14 protein-coding genes and 1 pseudogene are annotated in these 17,004 nt (G+C 64.4%); 13 read left to right on the top strand and 2 right to left on the bottom strand.

Features of this window, described 5'->3' with window-relative positions:
* Positions 1–3: 3 nt before the first annotated feature.
* The 9 genes from AC07ZS_RS00700 (at position 4) to AC07ZS_RS00740 (ending at position 10,206) form a co-directional block, all read left to right on the top strand.
* Entirely contained in the window at positions 4–804 is an 801-nt protein-coding gene (locus AC07ZS_RS00700) for an enoyl-CoA hydratase/isomerase family protein (RefSeq protein ID WP_492437683.1), read from the top strand.
* 1 nt (position 805) lies between these two features.
* Positions 806–2,809 (top strand): acetyl/propionyl/methylcrotonyl-CoA carboxylase subunit alpha, encoded by a 2,004-nt coding sequence (locus AC07ZS_RS00705; protein ID WP_492437681.1) that lies wholly within the window; start codon positions 806–808, stop codon positions 2,807–2,809.
* Between the two features lie 82 nt (positions 2,810–2,891).
* Positions 2,892–3,812, top strand: a complete 921-nt coding sequence (locus AC07ZS_RS00710) for an MBL fold metallo-hydrolase (protein ID WP_056278357.1) — start codon at positions 2,892–2,894, stop codon at positions 3,810–3,812.
* Between the two features lie 93 nt (positions 3,813–3,905).
* Positions 3,906–4,694, top strand: coding sequence for an enoyl-CoA hydratase/isomerase family protein (locus AC07ZS_RS00715; RefSeq protein ID WP_492437679.1), 789 nt, complete (start codon positions 3,906–3,908; stop codon positions 4,692–4,694).
* The gene (gene can / locus AC07ZS_RS00720) at positions 4,694–5,374 is read left to right on the top strand and encodes a carbonate dehydratase (protein WP_200959413.1); all 681 of its coding nucleotides are present in this window, start codon (positions 4,694–4,696) and stop codon (positions 5,372–5,374) included. Before AC07ZS_RS00715 ends, can begins: the two co-directional genes overlap by 1 nt.
* Before the next feature lie 27 nt (positions 5,375–5,401).
* The gene (locus AC07ZS_RS00725) at positions 5,402–6,826 is read left to right on the top strand and encodes an MmgE/PrpD family protein (RefSeq protein WP_056278367.1); all 1,425 of its coding nucleotides are present in this window, start codon (positions 5,402–5,404) and stop codon (positions 6,824–6,826) included.
* Positions 6,826–7,995, top strand: a complete 1,170-nt coding sequence (locus tag AC07ZS_RS00730; protein WP_291087787.1) for an acyl-CoA dehydrogenase family protein — start codon at positions 6,826–6,828, stop codon at positions 7,993–7,995. The genes AC07ZS_RS00725 and AC07ZS_RS00730 overlap by 1 nt, the downstream gene beginning before the upstream one ends.
* A gap of 60 nt (positions 7,996–8,055) precedes the next feature.
* The gene (locus tag AC07ZS_RS00735) at positions 8,056–9,213 is read left to right on the top strand and encodes an acyl-CoA dehydrogenase family protein (RefSeq protein WP_291087785.1); all 1,158 of its coding nucleotides are present in this window, start codon (positions 8,056–8,058) and stop codon (positions 9,211–9,213) included.
* 15 nt (positions 9,214–9,228) lie between these two features.
* The gene (locus AC07ZS_RS00740) at positions 9,229–10,206 is read left to right on the top strand and encodes an acyl-CoA dehydrogenase family protein (RefSeq protein WP_056278375.1); all 978 of its coding nucleotides are present in this window, start codon (positions 9,229–9,231) and stop codon (positions 10,204–10,206) included.
* A 28-nt stretch (positions 10,207–10,234) separates the two neighbouring features.
* On the opposite strand, the gene AC07ZS_RS00745 is transcribed toward AC07ZS_RS00740, so the two are convergent.
* Positions 10,235–12,202, bottom strand: coding sequence for an AMP-binding protein (locus AC07ZS_RS00745; RefSeq protein ID WP_492437671.1), 1,968 nt, complete (start codon positions 12,200–12,202; stop codon positions 10,235–10,237).
* 101 nt (positions 12,203–12,303) lie between these two features.
* Here AC07ZS_RS00745 and AC07ZS_RS00750 point away from each other — a divergent pair, with 101 nt between their 5' ends.
* The 4 genes from AC07ZS_RS00750 (at position 12,304) to AC07ZS_RS00765 (ending at position 16,345) form a co-directional block, all read left to right on the top strand.
* The gene (locus AC07ZS_RS00750; protein WP_056278382.1) at positions 12,304–12,987 is read left to right on the top strand and encodes a nitroreductase; all 684 of its coding nucleotides are present in this window, start codon (positions 12,304–12,306) and stop codon (positions 12,985–12,987) included.
* Between the two features lie 63 nt (positions 12,988–13,050).
* The gene (locus AC07ZS_RS00755) at positions 13,051–14,688 is read left to right on the top strand and encodes a class I adenylate-forming enzyme family protein (RefSeq protein WP_291090284.1); all 1,638 of its coding nucleotides are present in this window, start codon (positions 13,051–13,053) and stop codon (positions 14,686–14,688) included.
* Positions 14,689–14,714: 26 nt separating this feature from the next.
* A complete protein-coding gene (locus AC07ZS_RS00760; RefSeq protein ID WP_297393936.1) occupies positions 14,715–15,917 on the top strand; it encodes a thiolase C-terminal domain-containing protein in 1,203 nt (400 codons plus the stop codon).
* Positions 15,914–16,345, top strand: a complete 432-nt coding sequence (locus AC07ZS_RS00765) for a Zn-ribbon domain-containing OB-fold protein (RefSeq protein WP_210830019.1) — start codon at positions 15,914–15,916, stop codon at positions 16,343–16,345. Before AC07ZS_RS00760 ends, AC07ZS_RS00765 begins: the two co-directional genes overlap by 4 nt.
* 213 nt (positions 16,346–16,558) lie before the next feature.
* Here the strand turns inward: AC07ZS_RS00765 and AC07ZS_RS00770 are convergent.
* Positions 16,559–16,780: pseudogene (locus AC07ZS_RS00770) on the bottom strand (IS4 family transposase); the annotation flags it as partial.
* Positions 16,781–17,004: the final 224 nt, after the last annotated feature.

The following is a 17,004-nucleotide window of genomic DNA, read 5'->3' on the forward strand; positions in this document are numbered from 1 at the left end:
ACCATGGACCACACGACACTACGCGTTGAAGCCGCGCCCGGCACCGAGCTCGCTGATGGCATCCGCACCCTGGTGCTCAACCGCCCCGAGGTGATGAACGCGATGAACACGCAGATGTTCATCGACCTGCGCAACGCCCTGCACGAACTGGCCTTCGACGACGGCCTGCGTGTGCTGATCATCACCGGCGCCGGTGAGCGTGCATTCTCGGCCGGCGGAGACCTCAAGCAGCGCGACGGTATGACCGACGGTCAATGGCGGCGCCAACACCAGCTCGCCGAAGAGGTGTTGCTGGCTGTCAAGGATTTCCCGCAACCGGTGATCGCCGCCGTCGAAGGCCACGCGCATGGCGGCGGCTGCGAACTGGCGTTGATGTGTGACTACATCGTCGCTTCGCGCGCTGCGGTATTTTCGCTGCCCGAGCTGCGGCGCGGCATCATGCCCGGCGGCGGCGGTATCCAGAACCTCGTGCGCGCCGTCGGCGCGCGGCGCGCCAAGAAGCTGCTGTTCACCGCGCGCCGCTTCTCGGCCGAAGAAGCCGCCGAATGGGGCATGGTCACAGACCTGGCCGAGCCGGGTACGGCGCTGGCCGCCGCAGTCGCCGACGCGCGCGACATCGTACTGGCCGCACCGATGGCCACCCACTACGCCAAACTCGCCGCATCGCGCGGCGGCGAGATTGACTTCCACAGCGGCTACATGCTCGACGTCGCCGCCTACAACGTGCTGGTGTCCTCGGCCGACAGGCTGGAGGGCGTGAAGGCCTTCAATGAAAAGCGCCCACCGCGCTGGAGCGGACTCTGACATGTTCAAAAAAATCCTGATCGCCAACCGCGGCGAAATCGCCTGCCGCATCGCACGCACCTGCCGGCGCCTCGGTATTGCGGTGGCCGGTGTGCATTCGAGTGCTGATCGCGATGCGCTGCACGTTGACCTGATCGGCGAGTCGATCGAAATCGGTGGGGCAGCGCCGGCCGAGAGCTACCTGCGCATCGATGCGGTCATTGATGCGGCCCGGCGGACCGGGTCGCAGGCCATTCATCCTGGTTTTGGCTTTCTGGCCGAAAACGCGGTCTTCGCGCGCGCGGTCGAGGCAGCCGGCCTCGTCTTCGTCGGCCCGACGCCCGAGGTCATTGAGCGCCTGGGCGACAAGGCGTCGGCCAAGCGCGAGGCCCGCGCCGCTGGCGTGGCCGTGCTCGGCGGCAGCGAGCTGCCGAGCCGCGATGCGGCCGAAGTGGCAGCCACCGTGCGCGGACTACCGCTACCGGTGATTCTGAAGGCGGCCGCCGGTGGCGGCGGCAAGGGCATGCGGGTGGTGCAGCAGTTGGACGGGTTGATGGAGACCATCGAGGCGGCCATGCGCGAGGCCGGGAGTTCCTTTGGCGACACTGCGTTGATCGTCGAAGCCTTTGTCGAGCGCGGGCGCCACATCGAGGTGCAGATCGTCGGCGACGGCCATGGCGAAGTGATTCACTTGTTCGAGCGCGAATGCACGCTGCAGCGGCGCCATCAGAAAGTCATCGAAGAGGCTCCAGCGGTGAACCTCGCCCCGGCGCTGCGCGCGGCGATGCTCGGTGACGCGGTGCGCTTGGGACAGCGGCTGCGCTATCGCGGTGTCGGCACGGTGGAATTCATCGTGCAGGGCGACAATCACCACTTTCTCGAAGTCAATCCACGGCTGCAAGTCGAGCATCCGGTGACCGAGGAGGTGACCGGGCTGGATGTGGTCGAGATCATGCTGCGCATTGCCGCCGGCGAGGGCTTGCCCTTGCGCCAGAGCGAAGTGCAGGTGCGCGGCCACGCGATTGAGGCGCGGGTCTGCGCTGAAGATTCAGAACAAAATTTCCTGCCCTCCACCGGTGAACTGATCGCTGTTCGGTTCCCGACTTCTGGCGTGCGGGTTGAATCGGGTGTGCGCGCCGGCATGGCGGTCACGCCGTACTACGACTCGATGCTGGCCAAGCTGATTGCGCATGCGCCCACGCGCGAGGCGGCGCTGGACCGTCTGAGTGGGGCGCTGGGCGAAACCCAGGTGCACGGCGTCGAAACCAACTGCGCCTTTCTGCAGCGCCTGCTGGCCCTGCCCGCCACGCGCGACGCCAGCTTCCACACCCGTCTGATTGACGAGGTGCTGGCCGAGGGGAGTCAGGGCGCGAGCAGTGCGCCGCTGGAGCGGCTGGCCGCTGCAGCGGCTTGGTGGTTGCTCGACGCGCGGTGCAACGGCAATCAATTCGGCGCCTGGTCGGCCCTGGACGTGACGGGTTGGCAGATGCACGCCGGCGACGATCGGCTCACGCCGGTTCCGGCGCTGTTGCTGCGCTCGGGCGGCACAACGCACGAGGCCCGGTTCGGCGCCGTCTCGCCCGAGTCCGAGGTGACGGTGCAAATCGGCACCGAACGAGTCCGCTTGGCACTGACCGCCATCGCCGGGGGCAATTGGCGTTTGCGCATGGGGGATCGACATGAGGTGCTGACCATCGTGCGCAGCGTCGATACCGTGTTTGTGCAGAGCGGCGGCACTGCCCACGCCATCGGCGTGACCTCTTACCTCAACCAGGCCATCACCGGCCGCCAGACCAGCGACCAGTTGCGCACGCCGATGATGGGGATGATCCTGAAGATCCATGTGGCGGTTGGCGAGCGCGTACGTTCCGGCGACGTGGTGGCAACGATGGAGTCGATGAAGATGGAGCTGCGCATCAATGCCGACCACGATGGGGTGGTGCGCTCGCTGTCGGTGCAGAACGGACAAATGGTCGAGCGCGGCCTGGTGGTGGCCGTGGTTGAGTCCGAGGGCACTGCGGAATAAGCGGCGGCAAACCCCGCATGCGCGCCCATCTTTACAAACCTGGTGTTATCCACCGTTAAAAATGACGTGTCCGAGACGGCCCATGACCAGCATCCAACTTCCGAACGGTATTCAGGTTTTTGAGCGCGGTTGGCTGTCCTCCAACAACATTCTGTTCCTTGGATCGGCATCCAGCGCACTCGTTGACAGTGGCTACAGCACACACGCGGAACTAACGGCCGGGCTGGTCAGCGCCGCTTTGCAGCAGCGGCCGCTGGACTTGCTGCTCAATACCCATCTGCACAGCGACCACTGCGGCGGCAATGCCGCCCTCCAGGGCAATTACCCAGAACTTCAAACCCTCATTCCGCCAGGCCATGCATCACTTGTCTCGCCGTGGGACCCCGTCGCCCTGAACTATGTGCCATCCGGGCAACACTGCCCCCGGTTCAAGTTCGATGGCCTTCTGTCGCCGGGCACGGACATCCAGCTGGCCGATACCGCGTGGCAAATCCATGCGGCACCGGGCCATGATCCCCATTCAGTCATTCTGTTTGAGCCGCAGTCCCGAACCCTGATTTCGGCCGATGCCTTGTGGGAAAAAGGCTTCGGCGTGGTGTTTCCGGAACTCGATGGTGAAACCGCGTTCGATGAAGTGGCCGCCACATTCGACCTGATCGAGCGGCTTGACCCGCGCTGGGTCATTCCCGGCCACGGCCCGGTATTCCGCTACCGTGCCGAGGTGCTGGCCTACGCGCGCGAGCGCCTCAACGCCTTTGTCAAGAACCCTGAGCGGCATGCGCATCACGCGGTCAAGGTGTTGCTGAAGTTCAGACTGCTGGAGCAGCAGCAACTGCCTTTTGCTGATTTTGTCGAGTGGGCCGCCAACACACGCTACTTGCGGCTCATTCACCAGAGGTTTGTTCCTTCGGTTCCCATCGACCAGTGGATGGAGCAGTTGACTCAGGAGCTCGTGCGTTCCACCGCTGCGCGCAGAGACGGCAACAGGGTCTACAACGCGTGAAATGGACCACGTCGTCAGCCACTGAACCAGGGCCCTGACAAAAACCAGCGGCCGCATGCGAAAGCCAAGCCATCTTTTAACCTGGAGATAAACATGAGTGAAGCAGAAACCGTTTTGTATCACGTGCGCGATGGTATCGCCACCGTCAAGATCAACCGCCCCGAGATGCGTAACGCGCTGTCACCGGCCGCTGCCAATCGGCTGCACGATCTGTGGTGCGAAGTCGATGCCGATAAAAATGTGCACGTGGCCATCCTGACTTCTGCCGACTGCGGCACTTTCTGCGCCGGGCTCGACCTGCGCGAGGCTTCTCGTGTCAAGAAGGACGAGGGCGTGGACATCCTGACCAAGATGAGGGACCCGTTTCACGGTCGCCAGCGCCGTGTGGCCAAGCCCATCATCGCGGCCATGACCGGGCACCTGATTGCCGGCGGCATGATGCTGAGCCTGAACTCGGATTTGCGCGTAGGCCTCAAGGGCACGCAGGTCGGCATCACAGAAACCCGTATCGCCGGGCGCGGCAGCCCCTGGGCCATTCCCCTCCTGTGGATGCTGCCGCAGCCGCTGCTGATGGAGATGGTGCTGACCGGCGACCTGTATCCGATCGAAACCTTCCATGGGCTGGGTTTCATCAATTACCTGGAAGACACGCCTGATGCGGTGCGCGCTCGGGCCACCGCGCTGGCCGAACGCATCCGCGACAACGCTCCGCTGTCGGTGATGGCGGGCAAGGAATCGATCATGACGGCGATGAGCGCCGGTTGTGAGGCCGGCATTGCGCTGGCGCACAACATTTATCGCACCGCCTACGCCAGCGAGGACGCGCAGGAGGGTCCGCGTGCCTTCGCCGAGAAGCGCAAGCCGGTTTGGAAGGGGTGCTGATGTCGCTGCGGGGAGATGCCATCTCCAGCCTGGCCCCTCTGTTGGAGAACAACCGTGCCTGGTCGGCGCGCTGCGCTGCGGAAGACCCGCAGTACTTCGAGCGGCTGGCGCACCAGCAGATGCCACGCTACTTGTGGATCGGCTGCTCCGACAGCCGGGTACCGGCCAACGAAATCCTGGGGCTGCGGCCTGGCGAGGTCTTCGTGCACCGTAACGTCGGCAACCTGGTGGTGCACTCCGACCTGAACTGCCTGACGGTGTTGCAGTATGCGGTCGAGGTGTTGAAAGTCGAGCATGTTCTTGTGGTGGGTCACTACGGCTGCGGCGGCGTGCAGGCGGTGATAGAACAGCGCCGCACCGGTCTGGCCGAGAACTGGCTGCGCCATCTGGAGGACGTGGCGCGGAAACACATTGATCGGCTCGACGGCATTTCCGGCGTTGACGAGCGCGCGGCGCGGCTTTGCGAGATGAACGTGATTGAGCAGGTCAGCAACGTGTGTCGCACCACCACCCTGCGCCGCGCCTGGGAGCGCGGGCAGCAAGTCGAGGTGCACGGGCTGGTTTACGGCCTGCGCGACGGCTTGCTGCGGCCAGTCGGGGGCAGCGTCAATGGGGTCAGCGAGTTGCAAGAGCAGTACACCCTTTCATTGGCCATGCTGGACGCCGGCCCGGCCGTTTGATCGCATCAAGAAAGAAGGAAAATCCCTGTGCCAACCGACACGACAGACCCCGCGACCGACAACATTGCCACCCAGTTGGCCGCCTTTGCACACGGTCTCAAGCCTGGCATGTTGCCCGCAGTCGTGGTGGAACAGGCCAAGCTGCTGATGCTCGACGCTCTGGGCATCGCCCTGGCCTCGTCTCAGCACGACTTCGCGCACTGCGCTTACCGCGGCTTGCGCGCCCTGGGTGGCGCGGGTGACAGCGCCGTCATGGGCGCCTTTGCACCCCTGCCGCTGCGCGATGCGGTGCTGATGAATGGCATCCTGGTCCACGGGCTGGACTTCGACGACACCCACCCCGGCGCGATCACACACCCCAGTGCCAGCGCCTTTCCGTTGGCGCTGGGTCTGGCAGCGCAACGGCATGCCACGGGGCCCGAGATGATCACGGCCTATGTGCTCGCGATTGAGGTTGCTGCCCGTCTGGGTGCGGCGGCCGGGGGCGGCTTCCACGACGTTGGCTTTCATCCGACCGGCCTGGTGGGAGCTTTTGGGTGCGCGCTGGCGGCCGGCAAGCTGATGGGGCTGGATCAGGTGGGCCTGGAGCATGCGCAAGGCGTGGTGCTGTCGATGGCATCCGGTAGCATGGAATTTCTGAGCGACGGCGCCTGGACCAAGCGCATGCACCCGGGCTGGGCCGGTGTCAGCGGGCTGACCGCCACGGCGCTGGCCGGTGCCGGTTTTCGGGGGCCTTCACAGCCTTATGAAGGGCGCTTTGGTCTGTACGCCAGTCACTTGGCCGCGCGCGGCTTGTTGGCCGATTTGTCGTTGTGCACGCGCGGCTTGGGCGAGCGCTGGGAGCTGCTCGAAGTGGCGGTAAAGCTGTACCCAACCTGCCACTTCACGCACGCCAGCATCGATGCCGCGCTGGCGCTGCGGGCGACGGGGCTGCGTGCCGAGGAGGTGGCATCGGTGCAGGTGCTGCTGCCGCCAGGGGTGCACCCGGTGGTGTGCGAGCCGGTGGCGGCCAAGCGACGACCGGCCAACGTCTATGAATCGCAGTTCAGCATTCACCACCTGGTCGCGCTGGCCCTGCTGCGCGGCGAGCTGGGGCTGGCCGAACTGGATGCCGCCAACCTGAGCGACCCGCAGGTGCAGGCGCTGGCTGACCGCATCGAACACGCGGCCGACCCCGATGCCGATTACCCCACCTTCTTTTCCGGCGAACTGCACGTGCGCACGAACGACGGGCGCGAGCTGCGCTGGCGCGAGTCAGCGCACCGCGGCGCACCGGGCCGGCCGATCACGGCCGCTGACATCGAGGCCAAATTCATGGGCAATGCACTACTGGCATTGCCGCGCGATCAGGCGCTGCGCCTGCGCGATGCGCTGCTGTCGGCCGATCGCGCCGAAGACGCCGCCACTCTGGCGCATACCCTGACCCATTCCAACACCTCCGGATCCCTTTAATGACTACCAGCCCGCCCATCGCCTTTGATGCGGAAAAAGAAACTCTGGTGCTCGACGCCGTCGAGCGCTTTGTCGACCGCGAGATCAAGCCGGTGGCGCAGCGGCTCGAGCACGCCGACGAATGGCCGGCCGACATTGTGGCCGGCATGCGCGAGATGGGCCTGTTCGGCTGCATCATCCGCGAGGAATATGGCGGCCTCGGCCTGTCGGCCAGCACCTATGCCAAGGTCGTGGAGCGCATCGCGCGGGTATGGATGTCGGTTTCGGGCATCATCAACTCGCACCTCATCATGGCCGCCTGCGTGCAGCGCAACGGCACCGAGGCGCAGCGTCAGTGTTTCCTGCCGCGCTTTGCCAGCGGCGAACTGCGCGGCGGGCTGGCGCTGACCGAGCCCGACTGCGGCACCGACTTGCAGGCGGTGCGCACGGTGGCGCGCCGCGACGGCGACCACTACGTCATCAACGGCACCAAGACCTGGATCTCCAACGGCGTCCATGGCCAGGCCTTTGCCGTGCTGGTCAAGACCGACCCCGCAGCGCAACCGCGCCATCGCGGCATGAGCCTGTTCATCTGCGAAAAAGGCCCCGGCTTCACGTCCACTCGCAAGCTCGAAAAGCTCGGCTACAAAGGCATCGACAGCGCCGAGCTGGTGTTCGACAACTTTCGCGTGTCGGCCGCCAACTTGGTCGGTGGCGTGGAAGGACAGGGTTTCAAGCACGTGATGGGCGGACTGGAACTTGGGCGCATCAATGTGGCTGCGCGCGGCGTGGGTGTGGCGCGCGCCTGCCTGGAGGAGTCGGTAGCCTATGCCCAACTGCGTCGCACCTTCGGCAAGCCGATCTGCGAACACCAGGCGATCCAGCTCAAGCTGGCCGACATGGCCACTCGGGCGGAGGCGGCGCGTCTGCTGGTTGAACAGGCCGCGCGGGCTTATGACGCTGGCCAGCGTTGCGACATGGAAGCCGGCATGGCCAAGCTGTTCGCCAGCGAGGCGGCGGTCGAGAACTCGATGGAGGCCTTGCGCATCCACGGGGCTTATGGCTACTCGAAGGAAATGAACGTCGAGCGCTACTACCGAGACGCGCCTCTGCTGTGCATTGGCGAAGGCACCAACGAATTGCAGCGCTTGATCATTTCCGCCCAGCTGGTGGAGCGCAGCCCGATCTGATGTATCGCCTGGGGCGGCGCCTCAACTCGGCGGTGAATGAACCCCTCGGAGGAAAATTTCTTGAACAACCTGCTGTCCGCTTTCCGGTTCGCCGCCCTGCCCGCCGGGACGAATTCATTTCGCGCCGAGGTAAAGGCCTTTCTCCAATCCAGTTTTGAGCCAATGCCCGCCGACATCCGGGCCCGTTCATGGATGGGTTTCAATGCCGCTTTCAGCAAGAAGCTGGCCGCACGGGGCTGGGTCGGCGTGACCTTGCCAGCGCAATACGGTGGCGCCAGCCTGGACGCCTTCTCGCGCTTCGTGCTGGTGGAAGAACTGCTGGCCGCCGGTGCCCCGGTTTCCGCACACTGGATCGCCGACCGCCAGAGCGGGCCCCAGATCCTCAAGTTCGGAACCGAGGCGCAACGCCAGTTCTATCTGCCCAAAATTTGTGCCGCCGAGGCCTTCTTTTGTATCGGCATGAGCGAGCCCAATGCCGGCTCCGACCTCGCCAGCGTTGGCACACGGGCCAGCCGCTGCGAAGGTGGCTGGCGTTTGAACGGCCACAAGATATGGACCACCAATGCGCAGCACTGCCACTACATGATCGCGCTGGTGCGCTCGTCGGGCGAGTCGCAGGATCGGCAAAAGGGCCTGTCGCAGTTCATTGTCGACTTGGCATTGCCCGGCGTGACGGTGCGCCCGATCCGGGATCTAACGGGGGACGCGCATTTCTCAGAAGTGTTTTTCGACAACGTGCTACTGGCCGACGACGCGCTGATCGGCAATGAAGGCAGCGGCTGGGCGCAAGTCAATGCCGAACTGGCCTTCGAGCGCAGCGGCCCGGAGCGGGTGTACTCCAGCATCGTGCTGCTGGAGCACTGGATCACCTGCCTGCGCAATACACCGGCGGTCTCGGCCCATGCCGCCACCATCGGGCGTTTCGCCACGCACCTGGCCACGCTGCGCAACATGTCGATCGCCGTCACGGCCAAGCTCGTCAACGGGGAAAGCCCGTTGGTCGAAGCGGCCTTGGTAAAGGATATAGGCACCGAATTCGAGCAGAGCATTCCCGCCGTGATCGGAGCCGCCATCGCTATGGACCCGGACGCCCTGGTCGATGCCGAGTTGTACCGCGCCGTGGCTTATGTAAGCCAGATTGCGCCCACCTATTCCCTGCGCGGCGGCACGCGCGAGATCCTGCGCGGCATGATCGCGCGCGGTCTGGGCCTGCGTTGAAAACGAGAGCATTCCATGTTTGCACAAGCGATTGAAGATATCCTCGAGGATCAGTGCACGCCCGCCGTGGTGCGCGCGATTGAGGCGGGCGGCTCGACCGCTGCGCTGTGGCAGGCGCTGCAAGGCGCCGGCTTCCTCGAACTGCTAGCGTCCGAGGACGCTGGCGGTGCCGGCCTCCCGCTGGCCGATCTGTTCCCGATACTGTGCAGCTTCGGCCGCTACACGGTGCCGGTGCCGGTGGCTCAGACGATTGTGGCGCGAGCGCTGCTGGGGTCGCAGTTTGCGATGCCCAACGGCATGATTACGCTGGGCGCTGCGTTGCGGCGCGAGGCCGATGGCGCCATCGTGTGCTCATTCACACCTTACGGCCGGGTGGCCGATTTCGTGCTGGCCCAAGATGGTGATGCCTTGTTGCTGCTGCCTTGCGCAGCGGCGCAGCGTGAAGCAAGCGGCGTGCATGGGAGCCTTGCCGCCAACCTGCGCTGGCCCGATGAGCGCATCGCGACGCACGTGCCCGGCGCTGGCCCACTGCTGCCGACATTCGCCGCGGCCTTGCACGCCGCCCTGCTCAGCGGGGCCATGACACGGGTCTTCGAAATGACACTCCAATTCTGCAATGACCGCATCCAGTTCGGCAAAACCCTGGGCAAGTTCCAGGCGGTGCAGCACCAGTTGAGCGTCATGGCCGAACATGTGGCTGCTGCCTCGATAGCCGCCGAAGCAGCGTTCCGTACCGACACGACCACGCCCTCCTTGCTCGCCGCTGCCATGGCCAAATCCCGCACCAGCGAGGCGGCGGTGCTGGTTGCCTCCATTGCCCACGCGCTGCACGGTGCCATTGGCATTGCCGAAGAATACGATCTGCAATTGCTGACCCGGCGTTTGCATGAATGGCGCATTGCCCATGGCTCGGAAGCGCACTGGAACGCATTGATCGGCAATAGCGTGCTGGCTTCAGACGCGTCTATTGCCGATTTTGTACGGTCGGTTTAGCGGGCGAGCGGCCTCGCCAGCCCAGCCACTACCCTGCCAGCTTGCCCTGCAGCTCGGTCACCGCCTCCGGGTTGACCAGCGAGGACAGGTCGCCCGGACCGTCGCCCCGGTACACGGCCCGCACGACGCGACGCATGATTTTCATGTTGCGTGTTTTGGGCAGGTCGCTGACCAGCAGCACCTGTCTGGGTCGGTAGGAGGCGCCCATGCCATGGACAACCGCTTGAGACAGTTCAGCTTGCAGCGCCGCGTCCGCCGCCACGCCGGGCATGGGCACGCAGACGCAGACGATGGCCGAGCCCTTGATCTCGTCGGGCACGCCGATCACTGCCGCCTCTGACACCTTGCCGGTGCCGGTGAGCAGGGTTTCAATCTCCGACGGGCCGGTGCGCTTGCCTGAGACCTTGATCGTGTCGTCGCTGCGGCCGAGGATGTAGAACAAGCCGTCCGCATCGTGCATCGCAAAGTCGCCATGCACCCAGACGCCGGGCAGCGTGCGCCAGTAGCTGTCGAGGTAGCGCTCGTCGTCGCGCCACAGGCTCTTGGTGAAGCCGATGTTGGGGTTGCGCAGCACCAACTCGCCGACCTGGCCCGCGCCGACCGGCTGACCGTTGTCGTTCACGATGTCGACCCCGGCGCCAAGCCCGCGCGCGCCGAACGAGCCTGGTCGCAAGGGGTGGTGCAGGGTGCCGGTGAAGTTGCAGCCGCCCACCTCGGTGCCGCCGACAATGTTGAGCAACGGCAGACGCTCTTTGCAGATGTGCTTGAAGAACCAGCGCCAGGGCGCCTCGGTCCATGCCTCGCCACCGGAGCAGGTGATGCGCAATGCAGACAAGTCGTAGCTTTCGACCTCTGTGTCGCCGTAGCGCATCAGGCTGCGGATCAGCGTGGGCGCGACACCCAGATAGGTGACTTTGTGATCCTGCACCAGACGCCAGAAGCGTCCTGTGTCGGGGTAGTCGGGCGTGCCTTCGGCCACCAGCAGGCTGCCGCCGAAATAGCTCGGGATGCAGGCGCACATGGCACCCACCATCCAGCCCATGTCGCTCATGAAGAAGAAGCGGTCGCTCTGCTTGAAATCGGCGCAGATGTGCATGTCGCGCGTGACCATCGAGCCCAGGAAACTCACGTGGGTCCAGATGCAGCCCTTGGGCTTGCCGGTGGTGCCCGAGGTGTAGAGCAATACGGCGGGTGCCTCGGCGGCCATCTCGGCGGTCGGCATGTCACGGGGTTGGGCGGCGACCAGGCTGGCCCAGTCGTGGTCGCGTTCCGGCGTCATCGGGCATGGGGACGCTTCACCCAGGTGGCGCAGCACCACCACGTGCTGCACGCTGGGTACCTCGCGCAGAGCTTCGTCCAGCACCGACTTCATGACGCCGGGGGTGCCGCGTCTCCAGGTGCCATCCACCGTCAGCACCGCCTTGGCTTGTCCGTCGTTCAAACGGGCGACAATGGGTTGCGGCCCGAAGCCCGAAAACAAGGGCATCAACACGGCGCCGATCTTCAGGACCGCAAAGAACGCGACAAAGGTCTCCGGCAGGTTGGGCATGTACAGGCCGACCCTGTCGCCCCGAGCAATGCCCAGCGACTGCAACGCTCCGGCCAGGCGGCAAACCTCGGCATCAAACTCGCGGTAACTCAAGGACTTGCGGTTTTTCGGGTCTTCGCCCTCCCACACCAGGAAAGGCTGGTCCCACACCGGCGTTCCGCGGTGCCGGTCCAGGCAGTTCAGCACGATGTTGGTGGTACCGCCGACACACCAGCGCGCCCACTCGATGCCGCGCGAGGTGTCAAGCATCTGCGTGTAAGGTTGATAGAAGCGCATGTCGCAAAACTCGAACACCTCTTGCATCAACCAGGCCGGATCGGCATCGGCGCGAGCGCTCAGGTTCTCGAAGCTCGATTCGCCCACTTTGTGCAAGAAGGCGGTCAGGTTGGACCGCGCCATCAGTTCAGGAGCGGGCTTCCATTCAAACGGTTGTTTGGTAGAATTCATGCTGCCATCCTATCCGAACGTCGTATGGGAGTCCAGCGGTGCAAGTCTCACCGCGTCGTTTCTTCTCCGTAGCTCTACGCAGTCAGAAAGGCAGTCCGTCCGTGCATGTTGATGAAGCGATTCGCAGTCGAAAATCGGTCAGGCGGTTTCTACCCACGTCCGTTCCTTCCTCGGTTGTGCAGCACATTTTGAACGTGGCGGCGCGAGCCCCGAGTGGCAACAACGTGCAGCCGTGGAAGGTGTATGCGGTGGCGGGCGAGTCCCGGCAGCGTCTGTGCGATGCCTTCATTGAGGCGGCCACGCACGAGCCAGACCGCCACCAGCCTGAATACGCCTACTACCCCACCACCTGGGTCGAGCCCTACCTGGATCGTCGGCGGCGCTGCGGTTTTGGCCTGTATGCCAGCCTGGGCATCGCCCGCGACGATGCGGCGGCGCGCGCGCATCAGATGCTGCGCAACTACCTGTTCTTCGACGCGCCGGTGGGCCTGCTCGTCACGCTCGATCGCCGCCTGAACACCGGCAGCTTCATGGATCTGGGCATGTTCATCCAGAACATTCTGGTGGCCGCCCGCGCACAGGGCCTGCACACCTGTGCGCAGGCGGCGCTTGCTTGGTACCACAAAGTGGCGCGTGCCCAACTGCCTATCAGCGACCACGAAATCCTCGCTTGCGGCATCGCCCTGGGACACGAGGACCTGTCGGCCCCGGAGAACGCCTTCATCACCGAACGAACCGATGTGGAGACGTTTTCCAGCTTCCATGGTTTCGACGCGGCTCGCTGAGCTCACGCGCCAGCGATTGAACCTTTGATTCATTCCGACAAGCACACCCAAAGGAGCCGAGCGATGATTCTGCACACTGCTGAGACCTTGAAGCGTTACACCGAAAGCGGCCACTGGGGCCGGCGCACCCTGCTCGATTTGCTGCGCGAGACGGCGGCCAAGGCGCCGGAGCGGCCCGCCGTGGTCGACCCGGCTGATCGGCCTGATCTGACCGGAACAGCAGCACAGAACCTGAGCTATCGGGAGTTCGCCGCGGCCGTCGACGCCATCGCGACCGGGCTGCTGGACATGGGTTTGCGCAAGGATGAAATCGTCGTCGTGCAACTGCCCAACGTATGGGAACTGGTTGCCATGTTTCTTGCGGTCAGCCGCGCCGGCGGCGTGCTCTCGCCGATGCCGATTCAGTGGCGCGACAACGAGTTCCAGAATGTCAAGAAACTCACCGAGGCGCGCTTCTTCTTCGGGATGCGCGATTTCAAGGGTGCCGATCAACTCGCCATCGCCGAGAAGACCGGATTTGTCGCGCTGCCGATCGAGCGTATTGCCGAGATGGCGCGTGGTGCGGCCGACGTGGCCAGGCTCGACGCCATCGGTGTCGACGCCAACGACATTTTCAGCCTATGCTGGTCGTCCGGCACCGAAGCCCTTTCCAAGGGCTGCCCGATGTCTCACAACAACTGGCTCTTTCAGATGAACCTGATCCCGCTGACGGCCGGGCTGCACGAAGGGGACCGGGTGCTGGCGACCGCGCCGGTGGTCAACATGACCGGTGTGGCGACCTGGCTGGCTTCGCTGGCCATCGGGGGCACGACGCTCTTGCATCACCCGCTGAACATGCCGCTGCTTCTCAAGCAGTTGATGCATGACCAGGTGCATTTCACCCTGCTGGTGCCTGCCCTGCTGAACATGATCCTCAAGTTGCCCAACGTCGATCAGCTTGACTTCTCCAGCGTGCGCTGCATCGCCTCGGGTTCGGCGCAACCCTCGCGCTGGAGCATGGAGGAGTTCAAGCGGCGCTGGAACATCGAAATCCTGCACGCCTGGGGACAGACCGAAGGCACCGCGGTGTTTGCAGGGGCGCGAGACGTGCCCGATTTCGCCAAGCGGGCAGATCACTTTCCGTGGTGGGGTCGCCCGGGCGTCGAGTGGCCCTCGGACATCCAGGGTGTAGAGATGAAGCTGCTCGATGAGAGCGGTGCAGAATGCACGCAGCCCGGCCAGGTGGGCGAGCTGGTCTACCGCGGACCCAATGTGTTTGCTGGCTATTACCAGCGGCCGGACCTGGCGATAAGCACGTTCACCCCCGACGGCTTTTGCCGCACAGGTGACTTTTTCATCGTGCGGGACGTTCACCACATCGGTTTCTTTGACCGCAAGAAAGACATCATCATTCGCGGTGGCTTCAACGTTAGCGCAGCCGAGGTCGAGAACCTGGTTCTCACCCATCCCGGCGTGCAGGAGGTGGCGGCGGTGGCGGTGCCCGACGAGATCATGGGCGAGAAGACCTGTATCTTCGTCGTTCCGAAGGACAAGGCCCAGCCGCCGGCGCTGGAGGATATCGTCGGCCACCTGAAGCAGATCGGCGTGGCGGCTTACAAGCTGCCCGAGCGCATCGAGTACCTTGACGCCATCCCGCGCAACCCGGTAGGAAAAATCCTGAAGGCAGAACTGCGCAAGCACCTGCGCCCCGCGGCTGCCTGAGCCCACTCCGACCCACGAACCCAGTTATGGCAAACATCAAATCCGCACCCTCGTCGCATACGCTTCGCGGTAAAACCGCGATCATCGGTGCGGGCATTTCCGCCGTCGGCCGCGTGCCGGGCAAGAGCGCGCTCGCGCTGGCCGCCGACGCAGCGGGCAAGGCGCTGGCCGAGGCCGGCATCGGCAAGCACGAGGTCGATGGCGTGCTCTCAAGCTCCGCCTTTGCCTCGCCGTTCCACCGCTTCAGCGTGGCTTTCAGCGAATACCTGGGCATCCAGCCAACGTTTTCCAACACGCTGCAGGTCTCCGGCGCCACGGCGGCCACCATGTTCAACATCGCCGCCGCCGCCATTGCCGGCGGCCTGGCCGAGACGGTGCTGGTGGTGGGGGGCGACAGCCTGCTGACCGGTCTGTCCCCCGACCTTGCCCTGCGCTCGATGACCGAAAGCCGGGACCAGCAATACGAAATGCCCTTCGGCATTCCCGTGGCCAACACCTTCGCCATGACCGCGCATCGGCACATGAAAGAGTTCGGCACCACCTCCGAGCAGTTTGCCAAGGTGGCGGTGATCCACCGCGAACACGCACGCCGCACGCCGGGGGCGCAGATGACCGATCCGCTGAGCGTCGATGACGTGCTGAATTCCGGCTGGGTGACAACGCCTTACCACAAGCTCGACTGCTCTCTCATCTCCGACGGCGCAGCAGCCTTCATCGTCACGTCGGCCGAGCGCGCCAGGGCGCTGGGAATTGCCAAGCCCATTTACATCCTCGGCGGCGGCGAATGCTACACGCACGAGCACATCTTCCTGATGCCCTCGCTGACCACCACGGGCGCGGTGCAGTCGAGCGCCAGGGCCTACGCCATGGCGGGCTGCGGGCCGAAGGACATCGACGTGGCCGGGGTCTATGACTGCTTCACCGGCACGGTGATCATGATGCTGGAGGACCTCGGGTTCTGCCCCAAGGGCGAAGGTGGGCGCTTCGTCGAGGACGGGCAGATCACCTACGGCGGAGCCATCCCCTGCAACACCCATGGCGGCCTGCTGTCGTTTGCGCACTCGGGCATGCCGGGCTCGCTGTTTCATTTCTATGAGGTCGTCAACCAGCTGCGCGGAAGCTGCGGTGAACGCCAGGTCGCGGGTGCTGAACTTGGCATGGTGCACAGCCTGGGCGCCGGTTTTGCGACCAACGCCACCACCATCCTGGGAACGGAGGCCACGCTGTGATCAACCCAAAAGACGCCCACCTCAAGCCGCAGCCGATGCCGGATGCGGATTCGGAAATCTATTGGCGCGGCATTCAGGAAGGCGAGCTGCTGCTGCAGCACTGCCTTGCGTGCGGCCACGTGCAGCTCTACCAACAGGCGATCTGCCGTGAGTGCGGTAGCGAGCGCCTTGATCACCGCGCCGCCAGCGGTCGCGCCAAGGTGTATTCGTTCAGCGTGGTCCACCGGGCGCCCGGCCCGGCCTTCAAGCAGGACACGCCCTATGCCGTGCTGCTGGTAGAACTCGAAGAAGGTCCGCGGATGATCAGCGCCTTCGTCGGTCCAGATCCTTCGGTGGTCACCTTCGACATGGCTGTCGAGCTGGTTTGCGAGCCCGTCGGGGGCGGTGTGTCGCTGCCGCGATTCCGGGCGGCCGGACTTCAAGCGTGAAACACGCGTCTTCGCGTGCCATCTGAGGAAATGACCCATCCAAAAGCGACATTTCGCTGGCCCCATTTCGCTGCGTCGTCCTCCCAGGCGGTAGTCGAGGGGGCGCCCCCTGACCTGACCACGGCCACGGTTGCGCGGCGGGCGATTGAGCCCTTGTCAATGCATGATCGGATCGTGGCAATCGTTGCGCCGGTCGGTTATGGCAAGATGCCATTGACACGAGCCATCGGCCCCCAGTGTCTGGCGCATGAACATGGACAGCGTAACTGTGGGCGCGTATGGCCGTTCACGGTGTTCGGGCCGCAGCGCTTCTGTGGCCTGCAGCAGTTCCTCGCTGGTCAGTACGTTGAAGAACTCCACTGCACCGGTCGATCCTGAGCGCGGCGCAAGGCGGCTGCGGCGTTGATGCAAATCGGCTCGCATTTTACGACCCATGGTGGCTAGCCTAAGGAAAGATGGTTTGGATGCTTCGTAACCAACCCTCCTATCGGTCAAGGCAAGGGTCAGCCACCTCTTTGCTTTCAAGCACTTACGCGCGTTTGCGATGACCGGCGCGCCAAGGTAAGTTCTATTCGGATTAACCCTGAATTTTCTTACCATGGTTAAGTTCGGTGCATTGCCTGTTCGGTTCTTGAGCGCCATTCGTTCATGGACCGGCG

Source organism: Hydrogenophaga sp. GW456-12-10-14-TSB4, from assembly GCF_059424305.1.

Excerpts from the sequence above, each read along its gene's own strand:
- AC07ZS_RS00760 (WP_297393936.1), top strand. The coding sequence starts at position 14,715 with ATGGCAAACATCAAATCCGCACCCTCGTCGCATACGCTTCGCGGTAAA.
- AC07ZS_RS00700 (WP_492437683.1), top strand. The coding sequence starts at position 4 with ATGGACCACACGACACTACGCGTTGAAGCCGCGCCCGGCACCGAGCTC.
- AC07ZS_RS00710 (WP_056278357.1), top strand. The coding sequence starts at position 2,892 with ATGACCAGCATCCAACTTCCGAACGGTATTCAGGTTTTTGAGCGCGGT.
- AC07ZS_RS00755 (WP_291090284.1), top strand. The coding sequence starts at position 13,051 with ATGATTCTGCACACTGCTGAGACCTTGAAGCGTTACACCGAAAGCGGC.
- AC07ZS_RS00740 (WP_056278375.1), top strand. The coding sequence starts at position 9,229 with ATGTTTGCACAAGCGATTGAAGATATCCTCGAGGATCAGTGCACGCCC.
- AC07ZS_RS00745 (WP_492437671.1), bottom strand. The coding sequence starts at position 12,202 with ATGAATTCTACCAAACAACCGTTTGAATGGAAGCCCGCTCCTGAACTG.
- AC07ZS_RS00715 (WP_492437679.1), top strand. The coding sequence starts at position 3,906 with ATGAGTGAAGCAGAAACCGTTTTGTATCACGTGCGCGATGGTATCGCC.
- AC07ZS_RS00730 (WP_291087787.1), top strand. The coding sequence starts at position 6,826 with ATGACTACCAGCCCGCCCATCGCCTTTGATGCGGAAAAAGAAACTCTG.
- AC07ZS_RS00705 (WP_492437681.1), top strand. The coding sequence starts at position 806 with ATGTTCAAAAAAATCCTGATCGCCAACCGCGGCGAAATCGCCTGCCGC.
- can (WP_200959413.1), top strand. The coding sequence starts at position 4,694 with ATGTCGCTGCGGGGAGATGCCATCTCCAGCCTGGCCCCTCTGTTGGAG.